This is a genomic window from Aldersonia kunmingensis (assembly GCF_001646865.1).
Lineage (GTDB): Bacteria > Actinomycetota > Actinomycetes > Mycobacteriales > Mycobacteriaceae > Aldersonia > Aldersonia kunmingensis.
In genome coordinates this window covers 1-24,373 of sequence record NZ_LRRB01000034.1, presented here as the reverse complement: position 1 = coordinate 24,373, position 24,373 = coordinate 1, and the positions used below count along the sequence as shown (strand labels likewise).

Here is a 24,373-nt window from a genome sequence, read left to right as displayed (position 1 = left end):
ATCCCCGATGACATATGTCGGTGCCGTTCGGAATGATCGGAAAACGAGAGCCTGCCGTTAGCGGCAACGCTGAGTGCGTTCGTAACCCAAGGGGAAATCGTGTCCGTCTATCTCTATCGGCTCGGAAAGTTTGCTTTCCGCAGGAAATGGATTGTCCTGCCGGTTTGGCTGTTGCTCCTGGTCGGTCTCGGCGTCCTGTCCAGCACAATCGCGCAGCCGATGGAAGACGACTTCAACATTCCGAACCTGCCGTCCGAGCGGGCGACGCAGATTATGGACGAGCATTTCCCGGGAATGTCGGATGCATTCGCGTTCGATGCGGTGACCGGCACCTACGTGATCGCGGCGCCGGAGGGCAGCAAGCTCACCGATCAGCAGTACCGCGCCGCGGTCGACGGACTGGTGACGGAGTTGAACGCCCTCGGCATCGTCGATCACAAAGAGCCGCTGACCAGCCCGCTGGTCACCGCAGCCGACCAAGGCTGCCTGGTCGCCAACCGCGCGGGGCCCACTTACCTCGAGGACTGCTCGGGCGCTCCGCTCAACGTGCTCAACGAGACCCATCCGGATTCCGTGGCTCTGCTCGATGTGCCCTTCTCGATCGAGAAATGGCAGGACGTGACCGCCGCCGACCGCGACGAGGCGAACGCTGCCGCGGATGCTGCGCGCGCGGCAGGCCTCGACGTCCAGCTCACCGGCAGCATCGCTCAGGAGGGCGGCGGTCCGGGCGGTAGCGCCGAACTCATCGGTATGGGTGTGGCGTTCATCGTGATGATCATCGCCTTCGGCGCCCTGCTGGCCGCTGTCGTCCCGATCATCACCGCGATCGTGGGCCTCGCCGCCGCGACGATGTTGATCACGGTGGGCACGTCGATTACCACGATCCCGTCCTTCACGACCTTCCTCGCGACCATGGTCGGCATCGCGCTTTCGATCGACTACGCGCTATTCATCGTCTCGCGGTACAAGCACGAACTCACCGTCTGCGACACCCCAGAGGAGGCAGCCGGCCGGGCTGTGGGCACCGCGGGGTCGGCGGTCGTGTTCGCCGGCCTGACGGTCTTCATCGCCCTGTGTGGGTTGAGCATCATCGGCGTCTCGTTCATGACGTGGATGGGGCTCGGCGGCGCAATCGCGGCGCTGATGGCGGTCGTCGTCGCGCTCACTCTGATGCCCGCGCTGCTCGGCGCGTTCGGCCGATTCCTGTTCCGGCCGAAGGTCCCGTTCGTCGGTAACGTCGATCCCGAGGACGACACGCAGCGCACGGTCGGCCAGCGAATCGCCGAAACGATCGCGCGGCGACCCGCAGTCGCCCTGATCGGCGCCGTCGCGATTCTCGGCCTCTTCGCAATCCCCGCTGTCGGACTGCAGATCGGCCTGCCGGGTGACGAGAGCATGCCGGCCGATTCGAGCATTCGTCAGGCCTACGAGTTGCGTACCGAGGGCTTCGGCGAGGGCACCAACGGCGTCCTGCAGATCGCCGCCGACCTGTCCGAGGTCCCCGAAGACCAGCGGGACGACGCGCTGTCCGCGCTGCGCACCAAGCTCGAGTCGTTCGACGAGATGGATTACGTCGTAGGCCCGACACGCAGCGATGACGGCGCGGGTGCGCTGTTCCAGGGTGTGCCGGAATCCGGTCCGAACAACCAGGACACCAAGGACCTGGTCAAGGATGTGCGCGCCGAGGAGGCGGCACTCACCGAGCAGTTCGGCATCGAATACGGCGTCACCGGCACCACCGCGATTTTCGCCGATGTCGACGGCAAATTGCTCGGCTCGATCGTGCCGTACCTGACGATTGTGGCTATCGCGGCCTTCCTGCTTCTGATCGCGGTATTCCGGTCGATTATCGTGCCGTTGCTCGGTGCGCTCGGGTTCCTGCTGTCGATGGCGGCCACGTTCGGTGCGACGGTGCTGATCTTCCAGGACGGCGTTTTCGACCTCGTCGAGGATCCACATCCGCTCGTGACGTTCCTGCCGATCATGTTGATCGGCCTCGTCTTTGGCCTCGCGATGGACTACCAGGTGTTCCTGGTGACCCGAATCCGCGAGGAACACGTGCACGGCTATCCGGCCAAGGAGGCCATGATCCGCGGCTACCACCACGGTGCCCGGGTCGTGACCGCCGCGGCGATCATCATGATCTCGGTGTTCAGCGCGTTCCTGCTGGAGTCCGACACCGCCGCGAAATCGATGGGATTCGCACTGGCCGCGGGCGTCTTCTTCGATGCGTTCATCGTGCGCATGGTGATCGTGCCCGCGGTGCTCGTGCTGATCGGGGATCGCGCCTGGTGGATGCCGCGCTGGCTGGATCGCATCGTGCCCAACATGGACATCGAGGGCGAGAAACTTGGGCCGCGCAAGTCTGCGCAGGTCGCGGAGCCGGTTTCCGTCCAGGGCTGACCTGATAGCCGGAATCTGGCCGTACTATCGACCGAACAGCGAAGGGAGAGTTCGGTGGACAAGTCGAGTGCGGTACTGATCACCGGGTGTTCGAGCGGAATCGGCGCTGCAACGGCGGCGGAACTGGCCCGGCACGGCTTCACCGTGTACGCCACGGCGCGTAAACCGGAGACCTTGCAGGAGCTGGCTGAACTCGGTTGTCGCACACTGGCACTCGACGTCACAGACGAGGCGTCGACGGCCGCCGCCGTCGCGGAGGTGGAACGCGAGTCCGGCCCTGTCGGCGCGCTGATCAACAACGCCGGATATTCGCAATCGGGTGCAGTCGAGTCCATTCCACTCGACGAGATCCGCCGCCAGTTCGAGACGAACGTCTTCGGCCTGATCCGGATGAGTCAGCTCGTGCTGCCAGGTATGCGGGAGGCGGGCCGGGGACGCGTCGTCAATATCGGGTCGATGGGCGGCAAGCTCACGTTCCCCGGCGGCGGGATCTATCACGCGACCAAGTACGCGCTGGAAGCGATCTCGGACGCGATGCGGTTCGAGGTGCAGGGCTTCGGTGTTCAGGTCGTGCTCGTCGAACCGGGCTTGATCCGAACCGAATTCGCGCATGCGGCGACGACGTCGATGGAGTCGATCGATGTTGCGAGCCCGTACGCGCATTTCAACGGCAAGCTCGCCGAGACGATGGCCAGCGTGTACAACGGCCCGGTGGGCAAGGCGCTCGGCGGCGATTCCGAAGACGTCGCGAAGACCATCCGCAAGGCGCTCGAGTCGAAGCGGCCGCGGGCGCGCTACACGGTGACCCCGTCGGCGAAGCTCGGGATTGCTCAGCACGCAGTCACCCCGGACCGGGTGTGGGATCTCGCGATGCGGGCGCAGTTCCCTGTTCCGAAGCCGTGACACAGCCGTGAGTTCCGACCCGGCCGGATCGAGCCGGTGCCCGTGCGGATCGGGGGAGGTGCTCGACAACTGCTGCGGCCCGGTGGTGGCGGGCGCGGCCGCGCCAACTGCCGAACGATTGATGAGATCGCGCTTCACCGCGTTCGCACTCGGTGAGCAGGACTATCTCCTCGACAGCTGGCATCCGAAGACCCGGCCGCACCGGGTCGATCTGGATCCCGACCAGCGGTGGCTGTTTCTGGAGATCATCGACACCGTCGCCGGTGGGTTGCTCGATTCGGAAGGCGTGGTCGAGTTCCGGGCGCATTTCCGGTTCGAGGGCCGGCGCGGCGAACTGCACGAGCGCAGCCGATTCGTCCGCGTGGACGGACGGTGGGTCTACCTGGACGGGACGCACAGCTGATCCTCGGCCGTCCCGGAATGCCCGGATCGGTGGCTTGTACGCTGTCAACGACGCCACACCCGATCGACTGCGGAGGACAAGCTGAGCGAGCAGGAAGTCGGACTCGATGAGTCGACCGACGACGAAGTATTCGGGAAACACAGGAAATGGCGTGCCCGAATTGCTCAGCGCCGCAGCACAAACCTGGCGTACCGCATCGCGGTGGGCGTCCTCGGAACGCTCATTCTCGTGGCCGGAATTGTGGCGATTCCCTACCCGGGGCCGGGCTGGCTGATCGTGTTCGCCGGTCTCGGCATCCTTGCTTCGGAGTTCACCTGGGCGCAGCGCGTGTTGCATTTCGTCCGGGTTCGCTACGACCGGTTCATGGACTGGTTCGGCCGTCAGGGTCTATTGGTGAAGACCCTGAGTCTGTTGCTCACGTTCGCGGTCGTCGTCGGGACGCTGTGGGTGCTCGGCACGTTCGGGCTCGTCGGCGGCTGGTTCGGCCACGAAGAGAGCTGGCTGCAGAGCCCGATCTTCTGATGTCGCCCGGGCCCGCCGAGATCGGTGGTGTCTTCCTTGCCGACCGCGCCGGGCTCGATGGGCTGACGCGTGAACTCGCCGCGCAATGGCGGCTACCCGATCAACGCGTCGCCGGCACTCTCTGGTGGTACATGGCCTGTGACGTGCTGCTCTCCGGCCCCGTGCGTGGCCTCGTCGCGGGCGCCGCGATTCCCGATCCGACGCTCGAATCCACGGTCGTGACGCTGCGGCCCGATGCCGGTCTCGCTCACGTCCGGCACCTCGGCACCTGCGCGACACCGCCCGATGCGCACCGCGCGCTCCGGGACACCCTCGACCGGGTGATCGTGCCCCTCGCCGAGGCGAGTGGCGCCGCCCCCGCAGCGCTTCGGGCGCTGGTCGCCGACGCGGTGGGGACGATCGCCCTGGCCGCCGCGCCCGATCGGGCAGAGGCCGCCGCGCAGGAGATCGCCGCGGGGATCGGCGATCTGCCGATGCCGCGATTCGTCGAGGTCGCCGGCAGGCGGTTCGTTCATCGCGTGTCGTGCTGCATGGTCGATCGGATTCCGGGCGCCGAGATGTGCGTGAGTTGCCCCAGGCGTGACAGCAACGAACGCGCCGATCTGCTCGCGCGCCGTGCGCGGAGCTAGCTAGGACCACCTAACGCGCATATTTTCGAGTGTTCGCGCATGCCGGGGCGTGCGCGAGCGAGCCAAAGGTGCGCGGTCAGGGCCGCGGATTCGCGGCAGCGTCGCTCGCGGTGAGTACCGCGGAGCTGACGGCGCCTCGGAGCACCTGTGCGAGGACGGCGTCGAGATCATCGGTCACGCCGACGAAGAAGCCCGTGAGCTCGAGCGAGACGTAACCATGGATTGCGGAGAACAACGCGAGCTGGGTCTGCAGCAGCAGACGATCGGGGACGCCCGCTGTGCGAATCATCACAGCGAGTGCTTCCGCGGCATCGGCGCTCGCCTCGAGATAGGCATGCCGGTCGATCGGGGTACGGGTCATCGCGATGTAGCGCTGCGGGGTGGCGCGGGCGAATTCGATGAACGCCGCCGCGAGCGCGTGCACGCCCTCGACACCGGTCCTGCCCATCGCCGCGGTCCGCAGTATCTGTCCGAGCCCGCGCATTGCCCTGGTCTGAATCGCCGCCCGTACGTCATCGAGGCTGGTCACGTGGTTGTACAGCGATGAAACGCGGACGTCGACCTCGAGCGCGAGCGACGTCATCGTCAGTTCGTCGTAGCCGTTGCGGTCGACGAGCCCTTCCGCGGCCACGATCACACTCTCGTGGTCGAGCTTGCGGCGTCGTTCGCGGACTGGCAGATCTGTCATGCACAACCTTCCTTTAACGAAACACGTTAGCAACGTAACGGCGATCTGAACGACTATTTGTTCAAAATACCTGGTCGATCGTCCAATTTGTCACGGTTTGACAGACCCCTATAGCACTGTTACGAATGGTATTCGTAACTCGGTGGAATGTTAATGGTTTCCGCGTCTGCACTTGGGGGAAGGTTTCAACAATGGAGCGGTTCACTGGGTCGGAGGCGCTCTTCCTGCATATGGAAGACGCCAATACGCCGATGCACACGTTGAAGATCGCAGTGCTCGACTCGTCCCGGCGCGGCCGGGCGATCACACTGGATGAACTGACGACTGCAATCGAGCCCTATCTGGGACTCGTCCCGCGCACGACGCAACGCGTGGCTGCGGTGCGCGGCTTCGGTGCGCGTCCGTTCTGGGTGGACGATCCCGAGTTCGATCTGCCCAATCATCTCGATGAGGTGACCCTGCTCCACGGGGACGACCTCGATGACCTGTGCGCCCGACTGGCCGAGGCGCAGCTCGACCGCCGTCGTCCGCTGTGGGCGATGACGCTGGTGCACGGCCTGGGTGGGGGCCGGCAGGCGGTGGTCGTCCGCGTTCATCACGCGATCTGCGATGGACTGGCCGCACTCAACACGATGATCGCCGCGACTGCGGCCGAGCCCGGTGCCACGGCGACGCCCTGCACCCCGCGCATCCCTGTCGCCGTCGAGGACCGCGCGATGCGCCGGACCGCGGCCGTGGATTCGGCGCGCTCCCTGCGCGGGCTCGCTGGTTTGGCGCGCGAAATCGGGCGAAGCCGAATTGCGGCATCCGAGGTCGGTCGCAGTGCCGATCTGCCTGCCCGGCTCGGTGCCCGGCGGACAAGCTTCAACACCCCGAGCGGGCCTGACCGAGTCTGTGTCTCGACGTCCTTGGATTTCGGCGCCATGCAGGAGGTGGCCGCACGCACCGGGGTGAAGATCAACGGTGTGCTGCACACAGTCGTGGCCGGTGCGATGCGTGCGGAACTGATCGCCCGCGGCGAATCGCCGGATGTGCCCTCGGTCGCGACTTTCGGTGTCGCCGCCGACCTGAAGTCCAAGCGCCGGTGGGGAAACGCGATCGCCACCGCCAGCGTCTTCCTGCGCACCGACTTCGCCGATCCGGCGCTTCGCCTGCAGGCGACCGCGCGCAGTTGCGATCAGGCAGTTCACCTGCGCCGGCGGCTCGGTTTCGACCTCACCGAACGTGCAACGACCTACACCGCGCGCATCGCGCCCAAACTGCGCGCGCTGCTCGCCGACCGACTGCCGCGCGTGGTCAACAACATCACTACCGCGAATGTCGCTGGTCCCTCCAGGACCCGCTGGATCGGTGATGTCGAGCTGGTCGAGTGGATCTCGTTCGCGGTGGCGGTCGCGCCTGCCGACGTCAACCTGACCGCGTACAGCTACGCGGGCAGGCTGTCGGTGGGCATCGTGGCCACCCCCGAATCTCTGCCGAACCCACAGCGTTTCGCCGGCTATCTCGAGCAGGCGCTGAACGAACTGTCTGCCACCGCCCCCGCGGCGGAGCCGGCGTATGGCTGAGTTCTTCCGCGTGCGCGGCTGTGCGGAATCGGCGGAGTTGATCGCCAGCCGGATCGGCCTGCTCGCGCTCGTGCTGCCCCGTTCGGTGTCGAGCGTGATCACCGCGAGCCGCCGAGATGGCGGCGATGGTGTGCCGCCGAGTTCGCTGGCGTTGCGCCCGTTCGGTGAGACCGCACTCGATGAATTCTTCATCGCCGCAAGCTCGTTCGTGCGGCGCGTGCCCGACGAACGCGAGCTGGCAGCTGCCGTCGATCGGTGCGCTGCCGCAGCCGACGAGTTGGCCGCGCTTGGTGTCGAGGGGGCCAACCGGGAGCCGCTTCCACTGGAGCGGCACACCAAGGTCAAGCGGATGCTCGGCGGTATTCGCTTCGAGCGCATGAGCTTTCAGAGCTCACCCCGACTCCCCGAGGTGCTCGAGCGGGCCGGGTACGCGAAACCGGAAACCGCGACATTGCGGCTTGTCGGTAGGCCCGACGAGGATCGGGATTGGGTCGTCTGGCTGCACGGTGCAGGGCAGGGTCGACCCGACGATCTGATCTCGCTGCGGGCACAGCACCTGCACGAGGAGTTCGGCGTTAACGTTGCGCTGCCGGTCCTGCCGCGGCACGGGATGCGGCGCACCCGTGGGCGTCCGTACCCGGGTTTCGATCCCTTGGAGAACATCGCGACGACGCTGCGTGCGGTGTCGGACGTGCGTGCCGTGCTGCGTTGGGTCGCTGATCAAGGGGCACGATCGATCTCGGTGATCGGGCTTTCCCTCGGCGCGCCCGTGGCGGCGCTCAGCGCTGCCCTGGAGCCTTCGGTGAGCGGCGTCGGTCTGGTGGTGCCGATGCTCGATCTGCACGAGACGCTGGCGCATCACCTTTCGCGCGCCGGCGCGCGGGGCTCGCGACTGGCGGATCTGCTGCGCGCCGAACCGATCCGGCTCGCGAACACCGCAATCGACGCGACGACGACCATGCCCCTCGTGCCGGAGTCGCGCCGTTGGATCATCGCGGCTGCGAACGACCGGGTGACCTCACCGCAGTTGGCGGCGCGGCTGCACGAGCGGTGGGGCGGCCGGGTGCATTGGCATCCGGGCGGTCACGTCGGCACGATCCTGTCCCATGACACCCGCGCGGTGCTCGATGAGTTCATCGTCGATGTCGGAAGCGAGGTCGATTCAGTCGGGGATGAGGTCCGGTTCGGCCTCGGCAAGTAGCGCTTCGCGGTCTTCGGCGAGCACATAGCCGGCGGTGATCGCGGCTTCCGCTGCGGCCCGGTAGCGGTCGAGGTAGTCCGCGCGCGAGGAGTAGAGCGCGCGGAGTACCGACCCGTCCAGCGGTGTCGTCGTGCCGAACAGGCGGCAGATTCGCGAGGAGTCCGCCGGGCCGAAGCCGGACAGCACGCTTACCGGCGCATCGACGGCGGGAGTGCGGATGCCGCCCTCGGTATTGCCGTTCGCGTCGGGGGCGAACTCGACGACGCCATCGGTCTCCCGGGTGCTCAGCCGATCCGCGGACGGTGCGGCGGAGCCACCCCGCGACCACGCATCCAGGTGGCGCAGCGCCGCGCGCAGGACGTAGGTCTGCTGGCCGCGATTGACGCGCTGTGGGCAACCGAGGAACTCCTCGAGGTCGCCGATCTGGTATCGGTCCGCATGGGCGGTGCCCGCGATCTCCCACAGCCGGAAGAAGTCCGAATCCGGTTGCCGTGCAGGGTAGTACGCGAGATCCTCGAATAGGTCGGTCTCGGTCTGCACCACGATCACCGGGGCACTCAGGTCGTCGCGGATCCGGGTCGGTGGGCCCGCCTTCGCGCGGGCCAGGTCGACATCCGTCCCGATCTCACCGATCGGCGCGACGCCGCCGGCGCGGCTGTGAATCAGGAACCCGTCGAACACACCGGAGATTGGGGCGACCGCATTGACGTATGTGGACATCGCGAACGCCGACTGCGATTCGCCGACCGCAAGGCGGCGTTCGACCTTCAGGCCGCCGAGCGGATCGTCGTCCGCGCCGGACCCGAGTGCCCGCCCGATCGAGGTGAAGATGTCGTAGGCGAACTCGTCACCTGGGTGGCTGAGCGTGCCATAGCGATCCGGGTCGACCTGCTTGAGCCCGCTGCCCGCCGCATTCGGCGTGGACACGAGGGCGCGACCGCCCTCGACGCCGATCAGTTGCGCGGAGACGCCCGCCCATGCGTAACCGCGGCGGAGGAGTTCGGCGTACAGGTACGTGTAGTCCGGCCCGGCGTCCGAACCGCTACTGACGTTGAACCATTCGACGACGACCGTGCCGTTGAACGTGGCGGGGTCGACCGGACGCCGCACCAGCAGCCGAGTGGAAAACGCCTCCTCGGAGGCGGGGGAGATCACGAAACGACCGTCGACCGGCAGGTCATCGGCGCGGTAGCAGGTTGCCGATCCGGAGACCCGGTATTCGGTCTCCCGGTAGCCCGCCGTCGCGAGGTCCGGTCCGGGGTTGGCGGCGAGCAGGCTTGCTCCCTTGCCGCCGGTCAATTCCTCGAACACGGTCGGTTTCGTCAACTAGCCCTCCTGGATGAGTTCGCGCTTGACCACCTTGCCGGTTGCGTTGCGCGGCAATGCGTTCAGGAATGCAACCTCGCGCGGCACCTTGTATCCGGCGAGTTGTTCCTTGATGTGGGACTTCAGGTCTTCCTCGGAAACCTCGTGCCCCGGGCGCAGGACGACGAACGCGGTGAGGCGCTGACCGAACTTCTCGTCGTCCACGCCGATCACCGCTGCCTCGAGGACTGCCGGGTGCGCGTCGAGGGTCTGTTCGACCTCGAGCGGGTACACGTTCTCGCCGCCGGAAACGATCATGTCGTCATCGCGGCCCACGACGTAGAGCCGACCATTGTCATCGAGGCGGCCGAGATCGCCCGACAGCATGTAGTTCTCGTGGAAGGCCTTGGTATCGCCGGAGGTGTAACCCTCGAACTGCGACTCACTGTGCACCGCGATCGCGCCGATCCCGCCGACAGGTACTTCGTTGCGCTCGTCGTCCAGAATGACGACCGTAGTGCCGTCGAGTGGCCGTCCCGCGGTGTCGGGTGCGGCCCGCAAATCCGCCGGAGTGGCGGTGCTGATCAGTCCGGCCTCGGTGGCGTTGTAGCTGTTGTAGACGACATCGCCGAAGCGGTCCATGAACGCGAGCGTCGCATCAGCGCGCATCCGGGACCCACTGATCGTGACGAAACGCAGTGAGCCGAGCCGGAATCGGTCCAGCGCCTCGGCCGGCAACTCCATGATCCGCTCCAGCATGACCGGGACAAGCGCGAGTCCGGTGGCGTCGTTGTCCTCGACCATCCGCAGCGTCTCGACCGGGTCGAACTTGCGACGCATCACCACAGTGCAGGCCATGCTCGCGGCGATCGCGAGCTGACCGAAGCCCCAGGCGTGGAAGATCGGTGCGGCGACCACGGTGGTTTGTTCGGCGCGCCAGGGGATCCGGGAGAGCATCGCGGCAAGCGAGGCGGCGCCGCCGCTGCTGCCGGATCGACGTGCGCCCTTGGGGGTACCGGTCGTGCCCGAGGTGAGCAGCACGATACGTCCGGGCGAAGCGGGCTTCTGTGCGCGTGCGCCGAGATTGGCGCCGACGAGGGCGTCGATGGTCCGGGTGTTCGCGTCGCCGTCGGTCCACGCCAGGAGTTCGACGAGGTCCGGGTTGTCGGCCCGCGCCTGTTCGACGATTCCCGCGAACTCCTCGTCGTAGACGATGACCTCGGCCGATTCACGCCGCAGCACGGCGGACAGCTGCGGACCGGAGAACCCGGTGTTGAGGAGCAGGGCGTCGGCGCCGAGTTTGCCTGCTGCGCCGAGTGTTTCGACCAGGCCCGCGTGGTTGCGACACAGGATTGCGACGGTGGCCGGTGGAGTCGACCCGAGCGTGGCGAGGCCCGCGGCGAGCGCGTCGCTGCGTTGTTCGAGCTCGGCCCAGGTGAGTTCGCCACGTTCGTCGACGATCGCTCGTCCCTGGGGCCGGCGGATCGCGGCGAGGCTGAGGCCGGCCAGGGGAGTGGTGCCCTGGCGGCGAAGTAGCCCGATCATGCGGACGTACTTGTCGGGTGTGCTCGGCGCGATCATGCCGCTACCGACGAGCGTTCGCGTCAGCCATACGAGGCGCTCGACCCGGGCGACGACGCCCGATGCGCCGGAACTCATCCCAGTACCGGGAACCGGCGCTTGGCGGCCAGCTCGTTGAGTGCGGTCTGCATCCGCTCGCGGACCACGCGATCCACCTCGGCGATATCGGGATCTTCACCGAACTCGGCGCGGATATCGATCGGATCGAGCACGCGTGTCTGGATCTTGGCCGGCAGCGGGAAGTTCGGCGGCACGCCGAGGGAGAAGCCGAACGGGAAGCCGAAGGTGATCGGCGCGATCTTCGAGCGCAGCAGCTTCGCCATTCCCAGCCGCTCCATCAGTCCCTCGCCGCGGGTGAGGAACAGCTGGACCTCCTGGCCGCCGATGCTCACGACCGGGACGAGTGGCACATCCGCCCTGAGCGCGGTGCGGATGTAACCGGTATGCCCGGCGAAGTCGATCGTGTTGGCCTCGAAAGTTGGGCGGAAGGCGTCGAAATCGCCGCCGGGGAACACGATGGTGACGGCGCCCGAGCGCAGCACCTGATCGGCCGTCTCGCGATCGGCAGGCACCAATCCGCCGCGTTCCATCACGTGCTTCAGCGGACCGACGAACAGCATGTCGTGTGCGAGCGTGTAGAGCGGGCGGCCCATGCCGAAGTGTTCGGCGAACGCGACCGCGATTACCGGGACGTCCATGGCGAGCAGACCGCCGGAATGGTTCGACACGATCAGGGCGCCGCCGTCCGCGGGAACCTTCTCGATGTTCTCGACTTCGGACCGGAACCAGCCCTTGACCGCCAGCTTCAGCAGCGGCCACACGCGTTCCAGGAACTCCGGATCTCGTCCTCCCGGCGCCGCGACCGGTGCGGTGGCTCCGGTCTCGCCCTCACTCTCGGGCAGGTCAGCGGCCTTCAGCTGGGTCGTTTCAGCGTTGGGCTCGATGGTTCGCACTGTGCTCATTGGTCCCCCAATTGTGATCCCGACCGCTCAATATTAGAACGTGTTCTTGTTTTGGGCCACCGGAGCTACGTCACAGTGACCTGGACAAATGCCCAGCTCTAGCCATTGGCATACCCGGTGAGACGCGGCCGATAACATGAAGCCCGGCCGGAACGTGTCCGATACGGCCAGCATCGCCTACCCGAACCGAGGAGCACACTGCCGTGACCACGCCAGCCGCTACTGCCCCACTCGCGCGAGTCCGAGTGGCGGCCGGGACGACGGCGGGAGCGGCCGTGCGCGAGGCCGGGCTCCCCGGCAAGGGCGCGGACGCGATCGTGGTCGTACAAGACCTCGACGGTCAGTTGCGCGATCTGTCCTGGACCCCGGAGACCGACGTCGAGGTGGACGCGATCGGCGCGAACACCGAGCCGGGGCGCAGCGTGATCCGCCACTCGGCCGCGCATGTGCTCGCCCAGGCTGTCCAGCAGGAGTTCCCGAACGCCAAGCTCGGTATCGGGCCCCCGATCAAGGACGGCTTCTACTACGACTTCCGGGTCGACGAGCCGTTCACTCCCGAGGATCTGACCCGCCTCGAGAAGAAGATGAAGCAGATCATCAAGGGCGCGCAACGCTTTTCGCGGCGCGTCACCGACGTGGAGTCGGCTCAGGTCGAGCTGGCAAACGAGCCGTTCAAGCTCGAGCTGATCACGGACAAGTCCGGTATCGACGATCCCGAGGTGATGGAGGTCGGCGGCAATGAGCTGACCATCTACGACAACCTCGATCCGAGGACCGGCGAAAAGGTGTGGGGCGACCTGTGCCGCGGCCCGCATATCCCCACCACCAAGCACATCCCGGCATTCAAGCTCACCCGCAGCTCGGCCGCGTACTGGCGGGGTGACCAGAACCGCGAGGACCTGCAGCGCGTCTACGGCACCGCCTGGGAGTCGCAGGAGGCGCTCGACGAGCACATGCGGCTACTCGAGGAGGCCGAGAAGCGCGACCACCGCAAGCTCGGCCTGGAGCTGGATCTGTTCAGTTTCCCCGACGAACTCGGCTCCGGTCTGCCGGTTTTCCATCCCAAGGGTGGCATCATCCGCCAGGAGATGGAGAACTACTCGCGTCAGCGGCACGTCGACGAGGGCTACGAGTTCGTCAATACCCCCCACATCACGAAGGGGCACCTGTACGAGGTTTCCGGCCACCTCGACTGGTACCGCGACGGCATGTACCCCGCAATGCACATCGACGAGGAACTGAACGAGGACGGCACGGTACGCAAGCCCGGCCAGGACTACTACCTCAAGCCGATGAACTGCCCGATGCACAACCTGATCTTCCGCACCCGCGGGCGTTCGTACCGGGAACTGCCGCTACGGCTGTTCGAGTTCGGTTCGGTGTACCGCTACGAGAAGTCCGGTGTCGTACACGGTCTCACCCGTGTGCGCGGCATGACGCAGGACGACGCACACATCTACACCACGCGCGAGGGCATGCGGGATGAGCTCACCCGCACGCTGAACTTCGTGCTCGGCCTGCTCAAGGACTACGGGCTCGACGAGTACCACCTCGAACTGTCGACCAAGAACCCGGACAAGTACGTCGGCGACGACGCGACCTGGGAGGAGGCGACCAACACCCTCGCGGAGGTCGCCGAGGCCTCGGGTCTGACGCTGGTGCCGGACCCGGGCGGCGCCGCGTTCTACGGCCCCAAGATCTCGGTGCAGGTGCAGGACGCGCTGGGTCGAAGCTGGCAGATGTCGACGATCCAGCTCGATTTCAACCAGCCGGAGCGGTTCGAGCTCGAGTACACCGGTTCCGATGGTGCCAAGCATCAGCCGGTGATGATCCATCGCGCGCTGTTCGGCTCGATCGAGCGCTTCTTCGGCGTGCTCACCGAGCACTATGCGGGCGCGTTCCCGGCTTGGCTCGCGCCGGTGCAGGTGGTCGGAATTCCGGTGGCGGAGAACCACATTGCACACCTCGACGTCGTGATCGGCCAGTTGCGCAAGGCCGGCGTGCGTGCGGAAGTCGACGTCACCGACGACCGCATGCAGAAGAAGATCCGCACGCACACCACCCTCAAGGTGCCGTTCATGCTGCTCGCCGGTGAGCGCGACGTGGAGTCCGACGCGGTGAGCTTCCGGTTCCGCGACGGCACGCAGCTCAACGGTGTCCCGGTTGCCGAGGCGGTCGCGCTGATCTCCGGCTGGGTGCAGCGACGCGAAAATGCCTCGCCGAGTGCCGAGAACCTTCGCCCCGACGCCGAGCAAACTGGTCGCTCCGCAGGCTCCGCTCCCGGCGATTCGGTGGGGGCCGAATGAGCGAGGACGAGTTGGTCGACCGGGGCGCGGGGGATCCCGACCGACTCGAGCGGATCTGGACGCCGCACCGCATGTCCTATATCGCCGAGGCAGTGAAGCCCGCCGACGCAACAGGTGAGCCGTTCACCGACATCCCGAAGATGGCGGACGAGGACGGTCTCGTCGTGGCACGCGGCGAACTGGTGTACGCGGTGCTGAATCTGTACCCGTACAACCCCGGGCACATGATGATCGTGCCGTACCGGCGTGTCGCCGAACTCGAAGATCTCACCCTCGAGGAGAGTGCCGAGCTGATGGCGTTCGCGCAGCGGGCGATCGTCGTGATGAAGAAGGTCTCTCGCCCACACGGCTTCAACGTGGGCCTCAACCTGGGCGGCGTGGCCGGCGGATCGCTCGCCGAACATCTGCACCTGCACGTTGTCCCGCGCTGGGGCGGCGACGCGAACTTCATCACGATCGTCGGCGGTGTGAAGACGATGCCGCAGCTGTTGCGGGAGACCCGGGCATTGCTCGCATCGGCATGGCACTCGTGAGCGGTTACAGTGCGGTTGATTCGATCGCACGAGAACGGGAGTTGTGGCGGTGCTGAGCTTCTTCGGGCGGGAGGCGGTCCAGAAGGTCACCCTGCCGATGGGCCGGGCTCTGGTGGGCACCGGCCTCACGCCGAATGCGATGACCGTCATCGGGACCGTCGCGTCCATCACCGCCGCGGTAACACTGTTCCCTTCGGGCCACCTGTTCTGGGGCGCGATTGTGATCTGGCTGTTCGTGATGTTCGACATGCTCGATGGGGCGATGGCCCGCGCGCGCGGCGGCGGCACGAAATACGGCGCAGTACTCGATGCGACCTGTGACCGGGTCGCCGACGGCGCGATTTTCGCCGGTCTCGCCTGGTGGGCGGTGTACCACGAGAACAGCAAGTCGCTGCTGATCGCCACCCTGATCTGCCTGGTCACCTCGCAGGTGATCTCGTATGCGAAGGCGCGCGCGGAAGCGAGCGGCCTGTCCGCAGACGGCGGTCTGATCGAGCGGCCGGACCGGCTGATCATCGTGCTCGTCGGTGCCGGATTCACCGGGATCGCCGGATACTGGGACATCGGCTGGCTGGAATGGGCGGTGTACGTGGCGATGTGGCTGCTTGCTGCGGCCAGCATCGTGACGGTGTTCCAGCGGGTGCTGCAGGTGCGCAACTCTCCGGGAGCCCGGGACGTGATCCCGATGGCGGCGCCCACAGTGCCAGAGGGCCTGACCGGTGGCCAGGACGCGGACGGGTCACCCGGGAACGAGAAGCCGACACCGTGAACCTGCGCGAACGCCTGTCCGACCTGGGTTATGCCGGTGGATGGCGCCTCGTGCGCGCGGTACCCGAGGGCATTGCCCGGGAAGTTTTCGAACGTAGTGCCGACTACGGGGCGCGGGGTGGTGGCCCGATTCAGTTGCGCCGCAATCTGGCCCGTGTCCTCGGCGTCACCCCAGCTGAGGTTCCCGAGGAGCTGATCACCGCATCGGTGCGCTCGTACGCCAGGTACTGGCGCGAAGCGTTCCGGTTGCCCTCGATGGACCCAGCGTCTATCGGATTCTCGGGGCGCCATCCCGTCGCCAACGTGGACATCCTCGACGCGGCCCTCGCGCGCGGGCGCGGTGCCGTGCTTGCGCTGCCGCATTCGGGCAACTGGGATATGGCGGGCGTCTGGCTGGTGCAGAACTACGGCAGCTTCTCGACCGTCGCCGAACGGCTGAAGCCCGAATCGTTGTTCGAGCGGTTCGTCGCCTACCGCGAGGGACTCGGCTTCGAGGTATTTCCGCTCACCGGAGGTCAGGCACCACCGTTCGGTCAGCTCGCGGACCGATTGCGGGACAACAAGATCGTGTGCCTGCTCGGCGAACGCGACCTCACCAATCGTGGTGTGCCGGTGGACTTTTTCGGCGAGCGGACGAGGATGCCGGCCGGCCCCGCGAAATTGGCGATGGAGACCGGCGCCGCACTGTTGCCCGTGCATGCCTGGTTCACCCATGACGAGAATGGCCGTGAAGCCTGGGGGACAAGCATCTACCCGGACATCGACGTCTCCCTGGGTGTCGACGCGGCCACGCAGGCGCTGGCGGACGTGTTTGCCGAGAACATTGCCGCGCACCCCGAGGACTGGCACATGCTGCAGCCGCTGTGGTTCTCGGACCTTTCCGACGAGCGGCGGGCGCGGCTCTCCGGCGAGGGCGAGGTCGCGTCATGAGAATCGGCATGGTGTGTCCCTATTCGTTCGACGTTCCCGGCGGTGTACAGGCGCATGTCGCCGAACTTGCGGCAGTCCTGATCGAGCGGGGTCACAGGGTGAGCGTGCTCGCACCCGCAGACGACAACACCGAACTGCCCGACTTCGTCGTCTCCGCGGGACGCGCGGTCGCGATTCCCTACAACGGTTCGGTGGCTCGGCTGTCCTTCGGGCCCACCGCCTACAACCGCATCCGGCGCTGGATCACCGATAACGATTTCGACGTGCTGCACATCCACGAGCCGAATGCGCCGAGCCTGTCGATGCTCGCGCTCAAGATCGCGGAGGGCCCGATCGTCGCGACATTCCACACCTCGACCACGAAATCGCTTGTGCTGAGCACGTTTCAGGGCGTGCTGCGGCCATACCACGAGAAGATCAGTGGCCGGATCGCGGTGAGCGAGCTCGCGCGCCGGTGGCAGGTGGAGGCACTCGGCTCCGACGCGGTGGAGATCCCGAACGGAGTGGACGTGCCGATGTTCCGCAACGCATCGCCGTTGCCGGGGTATCCGCGTGCCGGTGGCACCGTGCTGTTCCTCGGCCGCTACGACGAACCGCGCAAGGGCATGGCGGTGCTGCTCGCGGCGCTGCCGCACCTCGTCGAGCGGCACCCCGACCTCGAGGTGCTCGTCGTCGGCCGCGGGGACGAGGCTCGGCTGCGCCGGGAAGCCGGCGCCTGCGCCAAGCATCTGCGTTTCCTCGGTCAGGTCAGCGACGCCGAGAAGGCCTCCGCCATGCGCAGCGCCGACGTGTACTGCGCACCGAATACCGGCGGCGAGAGCTTCGGCATCGTGCTGGTCGAGGCGATGGCGGCCGGCACGGCCGTTGTCGCCAGTGATCTCGATGCGTTCCGTCGGGTGCTGCGGGACGGCGCGGCCGGATTGCTCGTTCCCACCGGCGACGCTGCCCGGTTCGGCGAGGCAGTCGACACGGTTCTGTCCGATAGCGCACGGCGCGAATCGCTGACGGCTGCGGCCTCGCGCGCGGTCGGCGACTACGACTGGCCGGTCGTGGCCGATCAGATCCTTCGGGTGTACGAGACGGTCACCGTCGGTGACGTGCGAGTGCGGGCGGCCAGCTGATGACGATCTCCGCGCTCACCATTCTGATCCTGGTGGTCCTGGCCGCCATCGTCGTCTTCGCCCTGTTCCTGGCGTATTCCACGGCGAATCGGCTCGACCGGCTGCATGTGCGCACCGACCTGTCCTGGCAGGCGCTCGATGCCGCGCTCGCCCGCCGCGCTGTGGTGGCCCGTACCGTCGCGGGTGAGGCATCGGTGGCCAACACCGATCAGAGCCGCCGCCTGGTCGCGCTCGCGGGCCGTGCCGAACGCGCGAACCGGGCCGAACGCGAAAGCGTGGAAAACGAACTGTCCGCGGCACTTTCGCGTGTCGATATCGAGACGCTGCGCCCCCAGCTGGTTGCCGAGCTCGCCGATGCCGAAGCCAGGGTGCTGATCGCACGCCGGTTCCACAACGACTCGGTTCGCGACACCCTCGCGCTTCGGATGCGGCGCCCGGTGCGCCTGCTGCACCTGGGCGGAACCGCGCCGCTGCCGACGTATTTCGAGATCGCCGAACGCGCCGCGCCATCCGCAGATACCGGGCTCAGCGTCGATTCCACCCGCACCTCGGCGCGGGTCGTCCTGCTGGACGAGCGCGGCCGCGTGTTGCTGCTGCAGGGCCACGACCCGGTGGTGCCGGACGTGACGTTCTGGTTCACCGTGGGCGGCGCGGTCGAGACGGGGGAAAGCCTGCGTGCCGCGGCGGTGCGCGAGCTGCGCGAAGAAACCGGCTGCATCATCGAGGATTCGGCGTTGCGCGGCCCGATGTGGCGCCGCATCGCGGTGTTCCCGTTCAACGGGGAACTGATCCGGTCCGAGGAGCTGTTCTTCGCCCTCGAACTCCCGTCCTTCGAGCCCCACACCGGCGGTCGTACCGAGCTCGAGCGCCAGGCCATCACCGGCCACAAGTGGTGCACGGCCGAGGACCTGGCGGCCCTCGACGCGCTCGGCGAGACGGTCTATCCCCGCGAACTCGCCGACCTGCTGTCCGAGGCCCGGCAGGTGGTCGCGGCCGGTGCCGAACCCGAGGTCCGCTCGATCCGCTGAGGCGAGAGACGCAGGCCACTCGATCTCGACTGGATACGCGGCGGGACGCGGGTGCAGCCTAGAATCGTGGGGCAATGCGTTGCGCACCGATCCGGTGCGCTGACAATCCGAGCAACGAGCAGGAGTTGGCAGTGAGCACGCCCGAAGCGACCCAGACCACCGGTACGGCGCGCGTGAAGCGCGGAATGGCCGAGATGCTCAAGGGTGGCGTGATCATGGACGTCGTCACCCCCGATCAGGCGAAGATCGCCGAGGATGCCGGCGCGGTTGCCGTCATGGCGCTCGAGCGCGTGCCCGCCGATATTCGTGCCCAGGGGGGCGTCTCCCGGATGAGCGACCCGGACATGATCGACGGCATCATCAGCGCGGTCTCGATCCCGGTTATGGCGAAGGCCCGGATCGGCCATTTCGTCGAGGCGCAGGTCCTGCAGAGCCTCGGTGTGGACTACATCGACGAGTCCGAGGTCCTCACGCCGGCCGACTACGCCAACCACATCGACAAGTGGCCGTTCACGGTTCCGTTCGTGTGTGGCGCCACCAACCTGGGCGAGGCGCTGCGGCGCATCACCGAGGGTGCGGCGATGATTCGCTCGAAGGGCGAGGCCGGCACCGGTGACGTCTCGAACGCGACCATGCACATGCGCAAGATCCGCGACGAGATTCGGCGGCTCACCTCGCTTCCCGCCGATGAGCTCTACGTCGCGGCCAAGGAACTGCAGGCGCCGTATGACCTCGTATGCGAGGTGGCCGAGGCCGGGAAGCTCCCCGTCACGCTGTTCACCGCCGGTGGCATCGCCACCCCCGCCGACGCCGCGATGATGATGCAGCTCGGCGCCGAGGGCGTGTTCGTCGGATCCGGAATCTTCAAGTCCGGCAACCCCGCCGAGCGTGCGGCCGCGATCGTCAAGGCCACCACGTTCTTCGACGACCCGGACGTCCTGGCGAAGGTTTCGCGCGGACTCGGTGAGGCGATGGTCGGCATCAACGTCGACGAGATCCCGCAGCCGCACCGGCTCGCCGAGCGCGGCTGGTAAACAGCACCCAACAAACGCGAGCGAAATGTGTTCGCGGGGGCCAAATTTCGTCCCCGCGAACACATTTTGCACCCAGGAAGCGCGCCAAACGCCTAGGTCTGGACCGCTGGGCGGTCGGGATGATCCCACCGCACCGCAATATCTGCGGGTTCGGCGTCGCGTTCATGCCGCATCAGGGCTGCTACCGTCCACAGTTCGTCGGGTGCGGTGTTGCGGCGCAGCGCGGGTTCCGACATCGCAAGTGCGACGGTGAGGTCGAAGCGAAGACCCCGTCCGCGCAGCATCGGGCCCGCCACGATCACCACGTCCGAGGGCCCGGCACTCTGCAGCGCGGCGCGTGGCGAGCGGTCGGTGCGCGCGTCCCACAGTCGGGGTAGCCACCGCCCGCGCACACGTAGTCCATCGACAACCTCGCGTTGCAACGCCGTGTAGTCGAACCATGCTGTGCGATAGGACTGTTCGTCGGTGTGCCCGTATTCCAGCCGCACCGACGCCGGGCGAATGAAGTCGGCCAGCGCCACCACCGCGGCGGGCCGGCCTTCGGCGCGCAGAGTCGCACAGATTCTCTCGGCAAATGGCACCGGGTGTGCGGCATCGGCACCCTCGACGGCGAGCACGGCGCGGTGTTCGAAGGCGCGCGCCCGGTCGGCGATCGATGCGACGAGACCGTCGACCGTGGTCGGTGTGAAGTTCGGCACCAATCCATCTTGCCGACTGGGTGTTTACGTTGGATCGGCGCGGCAGCACGCCGCAGATTGTTAGCCTCGACCTGCACCTAAGGAGACGAATGGCGACGATCGAAGAGGCACTGGCAGTCGAGCGGCTCGAGAAGGACATCTTCCGCGGAGCCGTGGTGAAGACCCACCTTCAGCGGACGTTCGGTGGTCAGGTGGCCGGTCAGGCGCTTGTCGCGGCAGTGCGTACCGTTTCACCGGAATTTCAGGTGCATTCGCTGCACGGTTATTTCCTGCGTCCAGGCAATCCCGATGCGCCGACGGTGTACCTCGTCGACCGGATCCGCGACGGCCGGTCCTTCGTCACCCGCAGGGTCACCGGCGTGCAGGACGGCAAGGCGATCTTCACCATGTCGTCCTCGTTCCATGTCGGTGACGTGGGGATCGAGCATCAGGACGATATGCCGAAGGTCGTTCCGCCCGAGGACCTGCCAGACTCGCGCGACCTGATACCCGACCGTGGCGAATGGATGAGCCATTGGGACGACTGGGATATCCGGATCATTCCCGGCGAGCAGTTGGCTCGTCGCCGGGGCATCGCCTCTCAGCAGCAGGTGTGGTTCCGCTACCGCGGCGAGCTGCCCGACGATCCCGTCTTCCACGTGTGCACGCTGACCTACATGAGCGACATGACGCTGATCGGATCGGCCAACGCGATCCATCCGAACGTCGACACCCAGGTCGCCTCGCTCGACCACGCGCTGTGGTTCATGCGGCCGTTCCGTGCCGATGAATGGCTGCTCTACGACCAGACGTCACCGTCGGCGGGCATGGGCCGTGCGCTCGCCCAGGGGCGGATCTACAACCAGGACGGCGCGATGGTGGCGGCCGTGGTTCAAGAGGGGCTGCAGCGGCTGCTGCGCACGGACGGCGCGAGCTGAGCCGAAGACGCTGCGGTCCGTATCCTTCTTGGGTGCAAACGAGCCCGAGCGAGACCGCCCTGCCGAGTACCGAAGCGGATCGGCCCGACAGTGCCGCCCGACCGAGGATCGGCGTGCTTGCCTTGCAAGGCGACTTCCGCGAGCATTTCGCGGCGCTGCAGTCGTGCGGCGCCACCCCCGTGGCGGTTCGTCGCATCGAAGAACTCGACAGCGTCGACGGCCTGGTGATCCCCGGCGGGGAGTCCACCACGATGAGTCGGCTGCTCGTCGTGTTCGACCTCCTCGAACCGGTCCGGAAGCGGCTGCGCGACGGAATGCCGGCCTTCGGGTCCTGTGCCGGGATGATCATGCTCGCGTCCGAGGTGCTGGACACCCGCCCGGATGCGCAGCACCTCGACGGAATCGATATGACGGTGCGCCGCAACGCATTCGGCCGCCAGGTGGACTCGTTCGAGACCGACCTCGATATCGCGGGCCTGGACGGCGGACCGATCCGGGCGGTGTTCATTCGGGCACCGTGGGTGGAGCGCGCCGGGCCGGACGTCCAGGTACTCGCGACCGTGCCGAGCGGTCCTGCTGCCGGGCGGATCGTGGCCGTGCGGGAAGGCAACGTGCTGGCCACGGCGTTTCACCCCGAGGTCACCGGGGATCAGCGGCTCCACCAAATGTTCGTCGAGATCGTGCGACAGGCCGGTTGACCTGCACGGGCCCGGTTACGGCCCGACCCCATTCCTGCCGGAACAGGCTTCATCGCGGCGAGTAGACTCGTGAAGTTGTCCGGCGAGGCGAAACCGAAGGAAGAGGCGAATGAGCGGCCACTCCAAATGGGCCACCACCAAGCACAAGAAGGCTGTAATCGATGCCAAGCGCGGCAAGATGTTTGCCAAGCTGATCAAGAACATCGAGGTGGCGGCGCGTACCGGCGGTGGTGACCCGGCCGGAAATCCGACTCTTTACGACGCCATTCAGAAGGCGAAGAAGTCGTCGGTGCCCAACGACAACATCGAGCGCGCCCGTAAGCGCGGCGGCGGCGAGGAAGCCGGCGGCGCCGACTGGCAGACGATCATGTACGAGGGCTACGGCCCGAACGGCGTCGCGGTGCTCATCGAGTGCCTCACCGACAACCGCAACCGCGCTGCCGGCGAGGTTCGTACCGCGATGACCCGTAACGGCGGGAACATGGCCGACCCGGGATCGGTGTCGTACCTGTTCAGCCGCAAGGGTGTCGTGCTGCTGGAGAAGAACAGCCTGTCCGAGGACGACGTGCTGCTCGCCGTGCTCGAGGCCGGCGCCGAGGAAGTCAACGACCTCGGCGAGAGCTTCGAGGTGGTCAGCGAACCGACCGACCTGATCGCGGTGCGCACGTCGCTGCAGGATGCCGGCATCGACTACGACTCGGCCGAGGCGAGCTTCCAGGCGTCCGTGTCGGTGGCGGTCGATGCGGATGGCGCGCGCAAGGTGTTCAAGCTGATCGACGCGCTCGAGGATCTCGACGACGTGCAGAACGTCTACTCGAACGTCGACGTCTCCGACGACGTGCTGGCCGAACTCGACGCCTAGTTCGCCAGGTTCGCGTAGTAGTCCCGCATGGCGGGGTAGTAGTCGTTGAAATCGGGGAGGTCCGCGCCGGAGCGGGCCGCCCCGAGCGCATCCAGGTAGAACTCCCACCCGGGCCCGACCTCGCCGACCGGCGCGCTCGCGTCCAGGTGGTGTGTGAACACCAACTCGGTTGTCCCGTCGTGTTCGTCCAGCGTGACTTCCAGATGCCAGCTGCCGTTTTCGTCGATCGTACGAAGGACTAGGTGTCGCGGCGGCGTGCAGCTGTCGATGGTGAACTCGGCCCAGGGTTGCTCGTCCTCCTGCACGAGCTGCACCTGAAGGGTTCCGCCCGGTTTTGCCTCTCCCTTGAAGGGGCCGAACCAGCGCGCGGTGCGCTCCGATTCGGTGATGCTGGCCCACACATCCTCGATCGGCGCGGTGTACGTCCGGGTGAGGATCAGATCGTGGCCGTGCTCGGTGGGCTCCAGACTGCCGCCGGGTGCGATGGTCATGCCGAGTTCTCCTCGCTGGTCGGTTATTCGGAGTGCTTTCCGGCAAGCGCGTCCGGCGGGGTGTCCGATTTGCGGCGCGCCGTCGTGGTGTCCGATATATGGTCGCGCCATGCGCAGCGACCTGTTCCAGAATGCCGAACGCAGCGGTGCACCAGGCGCGTTCGTACTGCAGAACTCCCGGATGCTCAAGGTCGATCTGAGTGGGGCCGGCGGACACTTTTATGCCTGGCAGGGTTCGATGGTCGCCTATCAGGGCGATGTCGACTTCTCCTACGAGGGCAGCGGCGGCGTCGGCAAGTTCTTCAAGAAGGCGTTCACCGGCGAGGGCATGTCGCTGATGAAGGTCTCCGGCAGTGGCGACGTGTTCCTCGCCCGTGATGCGGACGAGGTCTTCCTACTCCAACTCGAGGACGAGTCGGTGACCGTGAGCGGCGCCAATGTGCTGGCGTTCCAGGGCTCGTTGCAGTGGGACATCAACCGGGTCGAGGGCGCCTCGATGATGAGCGGCGGGCTGTTCAACACCACCTTCAGCGGCCGCGGCGTTCTCGCGGTCACGGTGTACGGCACGCCGGTCGTGCTGAATGTGGACGTGCCGACCTTCGTCGACATTCAGAGCGCGGTGCTGTGGTCGACCTCGCTGAAATCCGGTGTGCGCCGGACGGCGAAGATGGGCGCCGCGATCGGTCGCGGCTCGGGCGAGGCGTATCAACTGGCGCTCACCGGCAATGGCTTCGTCGTCGTGCAGGCATCCGAGGGACACCCGCCGCTTCCGAAGCAATAGGCCCGCACAGGGCGGTCGTGTCGCGCGGCCGTCTCGTCTCCGTC

24 protein-coding genes are annotated in these 24,373 nt (G+C 66.8%); 18 read left to right on the top strand and 6 right to left on the bottom strand.

Annotated elements, in window-relative coordinates:
• Positions 1-99 precede the first annotated feature (99 nt).
• From A8G08_RS02955 to A8G08_RS02935, 5 genes are all read left to right on the top strand, one after another.
• Complete coding sequence (locus tag A8G08_RS02955; RefSeq protein ID WP_068269891.1) at positions 100-2,403, top strand: MMPL family transporter; 2,304 nt, start codon at positions 100-102, stop codon at positions 2,401-2,403.
• A 54-nt stretch (positions 2,404-2,457) separates the two neighbouring features.
• Entirely contained in the window at positions 2,458-3,306 is an 849-nt protein-coding gene (locus A8G08_RS02950; protein ID WP_068269888.1) for an oxidoreductase, read from the top strand.
• A 7-nt stretch (positions 3,307-3,313) separates the two neighbouring features.
• Positions 3,314-3,709, top strand: a complete 396-nt coding sequence (locus A8G08_RS02945) for a YchJ family protein (protein ID WP_068269885.1) — start codon at positions 3,314-3,316, stop codon at positions 3,707-3,709.
• Between the two features lie 159 nt (positions 3,710-3,868).
• Positions 3,869-4,231, top strand: a complete 363-nt coding sequence (locus tag A8G08_RS02940) for a TIGR02611 family protein (protein ID WP_245672588.1) — start codon at positions 3,869-3,871, stop codon at positions 4,229-4,231.
• The gene (locus A8G08_RS02935) at positions 4,231-4,860 is read left to right on the top strand and encodes a (2Fe-2S)-binding protein (RefSeq protein WP_068269879.1); all 630 of its coding nucleotides are present in this window, start codon (positions 4,231-4,233) and stop codon (positions 4,858-4,860) included. The genes A8G08_RS02940 and A8G08_RS02935 overlap by 1 nt, the downstream gene beginning before the upstream one ends.
• 76 nt (positions 4,861-4,936) lie before the next feature.
• Here A8G08_RS02935 and A8G08_RS02930 read toward each other — a convergent pair whose 3' ends face one another.
• Positions 4,937-5,548, bottom strand: a complete 612-nt coding sequence (locus tag A8G08_RS02930) for a TetR/AcrR family transcriptional regulator (RefSeq protein WP_068269876.1) — start codon at positions 5,546-5,548, stop codon at positions 4,937-4,939.
• Positions 5,549-5,739: 191 nt separating this feature from the next.
• Between A8G08_RS02930 and A8G08_RS02925 the strand changes: the two genes are divergently transcribed.
• The gene (locus tag A8G08_RS02925) at positions 5,740-7,113 is read left to right on the top strand and encodes a wax ester/triacylglycerol synthase domain-containing protein (protein ID WP_068269873.1); all 1,374 of its coding nucleotides are present in this window, start codon (positions 5,740-5,742) and stop codon (positions 7,111-7,113) included.
• Positions 7,106-8,314, top strand: coding sequence for an alpha/beta hydrolase family protein (locus A8G08_RS02920; protein WP_068269870.1), 1,209 nt, complete (start codon positions 7,106-7,108; stop codon positions 8,312-8,314). The genes A8G08_RS02925 and A8G08_RS02920 overlap by 8 nt, the downstream gene beginning before the upstream one ends.
• Here the strand turns inward: A8G08_RS02920 and A8G08_RS02915 are convergent.
• From A8G08_RS02915 to A8G08_RS02905, 3 genes are read right to left on the bottom strand one after another with little or no spacing between them, the layout of a single operon-like run.
• Positions 8,276-9,640, bottom strand: coding sequence for an alpha/beta hydrolase domain-containing protein (locus A8G08_RS02915; protein WP_068269867.1), 1,365 nt, complete (start codon positions 9,638-9,640; stop codon positions 8,276-8,278). The genes A8G08_RS02920 and A8G08_RS02915 overlap by 39 nt on opposite strands.
• Positions 9,641-11,278 (bottom strand): AMP-binding protein, encoded by a 1,638-nt coding sequence (locus tag A8G08_RS02910; RefSeq protein WP_068269864.1) that lies wholly within the window; start codon positions 11,276-11,278, stop codon positions 9,641-9,643.
• A complete protein-coding gene (locus tag A8G08_RS02905) occupies positions 11,275-12,162 on the bottom strand; it encodes a lysophospholipid acyltransferase family protein (protein ID WP_084435899.1) in 888 nt (295 codons plus the stop codon). Before A8G08_RS02905 ends, A8G08_RS02910 begins: the two co-directional genes overlap by 4 nt.
• Positions 12,163-12,365: 203 nt before the next feature.
• On the opposite strand from A8G08_RS02905, the gene thrS reads away from it, so the two are divergent.
• From thrS to pdxS, 7 genes are all read left to right on the top strand, one after another.
• Positions 12,366-14,468 carry a threonine--tRNA ligase gene (gene thrS / locus A8G08_RS02900; RefSeq protein ID WP_068269861.1) on the top strand — a complete coding sequence of 701 codons (2,103 nt, stop codon included), beginning with the start codon at positions 12,366-12,368 and terminating at the stop codon, positions 14,466-14,468.
• Positions 14,465-15,001: an ATP adenylyltransferase gene (locus tag A8G08_RS02895; RefSeq protein WP_068269859.1), complete on the top strand. Its 537-nt coding sequence runs from the start codon at positions 14,465-14,467 to the stop codon at positions 14,999-15,001. The genes thrS and A8G08_RS02895 overlap by 4 nt, the downstream gene beginning before the upstream one ends.
• 49 nt (positions 15,002-15,050) lie before the next feature.
• A complete protein-coding gene (gene pgsA, locus A8G08_RS02890) occupies positions 15,051-15,770 on the top strand; it encodes a phosphatidylinositol phosphate synthase (RefSeq protein WP_068269937.1) in 720 nt (239 codons plus the stop codon).
• The gene (locus A8G08_RS02885) at positions 15,767-16,699 is read left to right on the top strand and encodes a phosphatidylinositol mannoside acyltransferase (RefSeq protein ID WP_068269857.1); all 933 of its coding nucleotides are present in this window, start codon (positions 15,767-15,769) and stop codon (positions 16,697-16,699) included. Before pgsA ends, A8G08_RS02885 begins: the two co-directional genes overlap by 4 nt.
• The gene (locus tag A8G08_RS02880; RefSeq protein ID WP_068269854.1) at positions 16,696-17,820 is read left to right on the top strand and encodes a glycosyltransferase family 4 protein; all 1,125 of its coding nucleotides are present in this window, start codon (positions 16,696-16,698) and stop codon (positions 17,818-17,820) included. The genes A8G08_RS02885 and A8G08_RS02880 overlap by 4 nt, the downstream gene beginning before the upstream one ends.
• Positions 17,820-18,848, top strand: coding sequence for an NUDIX hydrolase (locus tag A8G08_RS02875; RefSeq protein WP_068269851.1), 1,029 nt, complete (start codon positions 17,820-17,822; stop codon positions 18,846-18,848). The genes A8G08_RS02880 and A8G08_RS02875 overlap by 1 nt, the downstream gene beginning before the upstream one ends.
• Positions 18,849-18,979: 131 nt before the next feature.
• Positions 18,980-19,882: a pyridoxal 5'-phosphate synthase lyase subunit PdxS gene (gene pdxS / locus A8G08_RS02870; RefSeq protein ID WP_068269934.1), complete on the top strand. Its 903-nt coding sequence runs from the start codon at positions 18,980-18,982 to the stop codon at positions 19,880-19,882.
• 92 nt (positions 19,883-19,974) lie between these two features.
• On the opposite strand, the gene A8G08_RS02865 is transcribed toward pdxS, so the two are convergent.
• Entirely contained in the window at positions 19,975-20,580 is a 606-nt protein-coding gene (locus A8G08_RS02865; protein WP_068269931.1) for a nucleoside/nucleotide kinase family protein, read from the bottom strand.
• A gap of 89 nt (positions 20,581-20,669) precedes the next feature.
• Between A8G08_RS02865 and A8G08_RS02860 the strand changes: the two genes are divergently transcribed.
• From A8G08_RS02860 to A8G08_RS02850, 3 genes are all read left to right on the top strand, one after another.
• A complete protein-coding gene (locus tag A8G08_RS02860; protein ID WP_068269848.1) occupies positions 20,670-21,497 on the top strand; it encodes an acyl-CoA thioesterase in 828 nt (275 codons plus the stop codon).
• A 59-nt stretch (positions 21,498-21,556) separates the two neighbouring features.
• Positions 21,557-22,195, top strand: coding sequence for a pyridoxal 5'-phosphate synthase glutaminase subunit PdxT (pdxT, locus tag A8G08_RS02855; protein ID WP_068269928.1), 639 nt, complete (start codon positions 21,557-21,559; stop codon positions 22,193-22,195).
• Between the two features lie 109 nt (positions 22,196-22,304).
• Positions 22,305-23,057: a YebC/PmpR family DNA-binding transcriptional regulator gene (locus A8G08_RS02850; RefSeq protein WP_068269845.1), complete on the top strand. Its 753-nt coding sequence runs from the start codon at positions 22,305-22,307 to the stop codon at positions 23,055-23,057.
• Here A8G08_RS02850 and A8G08_RS02845 read toward each other — a convergent pair.
• The gene (locus A8G08_RS02845) at positions 23,054-23,548 is read right to left on the bottom strand and encodes an SRPBCC family protein (protein ID WP_068269842.1); all 495 of its coding nucleotides are present in this window, start codon (positions 23,546-23,548) and stop codon (positions 23,054-23,056) included. The genes A8G08_RS02850 and A8G08_RS02845 overlap by 4 nt on opposite strands.
• A gap of 109 nt (positions 23,549-23,657) precedes the next feature.
• Between A8G08_RS02845 and A8G08_RS02840 the strand changes: the two genes are divergently transcribed.
• Positions 23,658-24,329 (top strand): AIM24 family protein, encoded by a 672-nt coding sequence (locus tag A8G08_RS02840; RefSeq protein WP_068269839.1) that lies wholly within the window; start codon positions 23,658-23,660, stop codon positions 24,327-24,329.
• Positions 24,330-24,373: the final 44 nt, after the last annotated feature.

Excerpts from the sequence above, each read along its gene's own strand:
- A8G08_RS02850 (WP_068269845.1), top strand. The coding sequence starts at position 22,305 with ATGAGCGGCCACTCCAAATGGGCCACCACCAAGCACAAGAAGGCTGTA.
- A8G08_RS02860 (WP_068269848.1), top strand. The coding sequence starts at position 20,670 with ATGGCGACGATCGAAGAGGCACTGGCAGTCGAGCGGCTCGAGAAGGAC.
- A8G08_RS02925 (WP_068269873.1), top strand. The coding sequence starts at position 5,740 with ATGGAGCGGTTCACTGGGTCGGAGGCGCTCTTCCTGCATATGGAAGAC.
- A8G08_RS02905 (WP_084435899.1), bottom strand. The coding sequence starts at position 12,162 with ATGAGCACAGTGCGAACCATCGAGCCCAACGCTGAAACGACCCAGCTG.
- A8G08_RS02920 (WP_068269870.1), top strand. The coding sequence starts at position 7,106 with ATGGCTGAGTTCTTCCGCGTGCGCGGCTGTGCGGAATCGGCGGAGTTG.
- A8G08_RS02840 (WP_068269839.1), top strand. The coding sequence starts at position 23,658 with ATGCGCAGCGACCTGTTCCAGAATGCCGAACGCAGCGGTGCACCAGGC.
- A8G08_RS02845 (WP_068269842.1), bottom strand. The coding sequence starts at position 23,548 with ATGACCATCGCACCCGGCGGCAGTCTGGAGCCCACCGAGCACGGCCAC.
- A8G08_RS02935 (WP_068269879.1), top strand. The coding sequence starts at position 4,231 with ATGTCGCCCGGGCCCGCCGAGATCGGTGGTGTCTTCCTTGCCGACCGC.
- A8G08_RS02875 (WP_068269851.1), top strand. The coding sequence starts at position 17,820 with ATGACGATCTCCGCGCTCACCATTCTGATCCTGGTGGTCCTGGCCGCC.
- A8G08_RS02895 (WP_068269859.1), top strand. The coding sequence starts at position 14,465 with ATGAGCGAGGACGAGTTGGTCGACCGGGGCGCGGGGGATCCCGACCGA.
- A8G08_RS02910 (WP_068269864.1), bottom strand. The coding sequence starts at position 11,278 with ATGAGTTCCGGCGCATCGGGCGTCGTCGCCCGGGTCGAGCGCCTCGTA.
- A8G08_RS02880 (WP_068269854.1), top strand. The coding sequence starts at position 16,696 with ATGAGAATCGGCATGGTGTGTCCCTATTCGTTCGACGTTCCCGGCGGT.
- A8G08_RS02930 (WP_068269876.1), bottom strand. The coding sequence starts at position 5,548 with ATGACAGATCTGCCAGTCCGCGAACGACGCCGCAAGCTCGACCACGAG.